A 1,807-nucleotide genomic window follows, 5' to 3' on the forward strand; every position below is an offset into this window, starting at 1 on the left:
TGAGGAGACTGGAGCTACCGACTTGAAAAAGAACCCTCCATCTTACTTTATGAAAGAAACTAAGCCGATCAGAAAATAAAATGACAGCCCGACTGATTTCCTGTACGCCATAGGCCAGGAGTATGCAAAGGGTCAATTCGATTCCCAGAAACTGCTCAAAGAGTTGTTCTACATTGTTATTGAATAATAGGATGAGCACATAGGCCATCACTCCGCTAAAGCAGGGACTTAAAATCCTGAAAAGGGCATTATGTAGAAAAACCTTTTTCATGAAATAATCGGAAGCTTAACCAGAAAATCATCAGCATTTTCTACGATGATTTCTTTAGCGGAAAGAAGTTTGAAACGAGCATTGATATTATTGAGCCCGATTTTGAAGGATTGGATTCCTGAAGGGCTTTTGGTTTTGTTATTCTTTACCCACAGATATTTATGATCTCCTCCAATTTCAATTTTCAGTGGAGCTTCTTTACTCAATTGATTGTGTTAGCAGCATTTCAACCAACATCTGAATGGCTAGCGGAGGGACCTGTGCATCCATCTGTGATTGGGGACTGAATATTTAATTTCTATTTGATCCCGGAAACGGGTCTTTAGCATGTAATCGTAGGCTTTCACAAAGTCCATTTCTTCTCGAAGACTAACCAAAGATTTATCATAGGTTTCCAGGGTATATTGATAGGAGCCTGCGAGTTTTCGAATGTAGGCTTCTGCCAGGGACTTGTCCTTGTATAAAAGGGAAGATATGGTATTCAGATTATTGAAAAGGTAGTGCGGACTGAGTTGGTCCTTGAGAGCTCGCAATTGCAAATCAATCTGTTTGCGTGAGCGTTTAATTTCGTTTACCTGACCCTGGGTATATAGATAATAGGAATAAAAGGCAAAGTAGAGGACAGAACCCATCAAAACCAGGTAAAGGAAAGGATGATCAATTTGATGAAAACAGGATGAGAGGCATCTTGAAAAGGGCTAAGTTCCGAGCGAAAGCTGACAAACAAAGCCAATCCGATTTTAATGCAGGAGATGGTACCGAGGAAATTAATGCATATCCCTGCGAGCAATCTGAAACCGGGTTTCTCTTGCCAGGAAATATGGGCATCCAGCAGGCTTCGGATTCCATAAATTACTTGCATAATGATTACCCCCAATAGGGAAACAAATGCCAGGTCCCTCCATCTCACAGGCCCTTCCAGAAAGTCACCTCCAAATTGAGGTAAAAAAAGGTCAGTAGACCCGTAGATATTCCAATGGCTATATGTATCAGCTGTTTTCTCATAGGCTTTAGAAGGAAAATTTCCTCAGATCTTAAAGGTACAATTTTAAGACCTGAGGGGAAAATTAAGCCTGGAAAAGAAGGTGGTCGAATTTTGGCTTCTCCATTCGCGTCTTTATGAAGCTTCCGAAAATCCGACCTGAACCAGGTACGTCATTGTTTAGTCATTAAGTGCTTTCATGGCTCTTCCGTAGTAATGCTCAGAACCTATGTTTTTAGCTGCCTCTTTGTACGCGGCTTTGGCTGTACTTCCCGAGGAATTCACGTTTCGGGCCAGATTTACCAAAACATCTGTCAAGTAATTATCGGAGTTTATATTTTCGCCAGATAACTTGAGCATTTTTACCAGCAGGTTTTCAGAAGGTTGTTTTACTCGGCTCAATTGGAGGATGAAATCTTTGAGGTAGTGATCAGAATTCATACTGGATCCTGCTTTGAGGAGATGGTTATAATCAGCTTCATCCAAATCACTCACTTTTATTAATCGGTTCAGGCTCTGAAGGCGGTAATGATCCGAACTCATATTTTCTGAAA

4 protein-coding genes are annotated in these 1,807 nt (G+C 40.9%); all 4 read right to left on the reverse strand.

The genetic code is table 11. From position 1 onward, the window contains the following. The coding region (locus D5R40_RS38680) for a hypothetical protein (RefSeq protein ID WP_205127838.1) at positions 1 to 271 on the reverse strand (271 nt) is incomplete at its 3' end. Beyond that, on the reverse strand, positions 268 to 477 hold the full coding sequence (locus tag D5R40_RS32635; RefSeq protein ID WP_124155859.1) for a hypothetical protein: 210 nt from the start codon (positions 475 to 477) through the stop codon (positions 268 to 270). The genes D5R40_RS38680 and D5R40_RS32635, both read right to left, overlap by 4 nt. A 39-nt stretch (positions 478 to 516) precedes the next feature. Continuing rightward, positions 517 to 903, reverse strand: coding sequence for a histidine kinase (locus D5R40_RS43295; protein WP_124155860.1), 387 nt, complete (start codon positions 901 to 903; stop codon positions 517 to 519). A 530-nt stretch (positions 904 to 1,433) separates the two neighbouring features. Next, on the reverse strand, positions 1,434 to 1,807 hold a 374-nt coding region (locus D5R40_RS32645; RefSeq protein ID WP_205127839.1), incomplete at its 5' end, for a hypothetical protein.

Source organism: Okeania hirsuta (assembly GCF_003838195.1).
Classification (GTDB): domain Bacteria; phylum Cyanobacteriota; class Cyanobacteriia; order Cyanobacteriales; family Microcoleaceae; genus Okeania; species Okeania hirsuta.